The organism is Mesorhizobium sp. GbtcB19 (genome assembly GCF_019091085.1).
Classification (GTDB): Bacteria; Pseudomonadota; Alphaproteobacteria; order Rhizobiales; family Rhizobiaceae; genus Mesorhizobium.
Window position 1 is genome coordinate 1 of record NZ_JAGXJY010000175.1, and the last position, 299, is coordinate 299.

Genomic DNA, 299 nt, shown 5'->3' on the forward strand with positions numbered 1-299 from the left:
TTCTTCCACCAAAACTGTTTTATATCTTTTTTCACCATATGGTTGAGGAATATATACTATTCCTCCTTGTTGTTTAATCTCAAACATTGAATCCCTTGGAGATTTTCCCGGGCTTATCTTTTTATTTATAAATAATCCTATTATTTCACCCTTACTAGAAAATATTTCCTCTCCAATAATTACTCTAATTGAATGTTTCTCAAGAAAAGGTTTAAATTTTAACGCACCCTCAATTTCATCATGATCCGTAATCGCTACTACATTTATTTTTCTTAATTTTAACATGAGTAAATAGAACC

General features: G+C 29.4%; 1 protein-coding gene. It reads right to left on the reverse strand.

Features of this window, described 5'->3' with window-relative positions; all coding sequences use genetic code 11:
- Nucleotides 1-299: PHP domain-containing protein (locus tag KVT37_RS32100; protein ID WP_217579010.1), on the reverse strand; the 299-nt coding region annotated here is incomplete at both ends.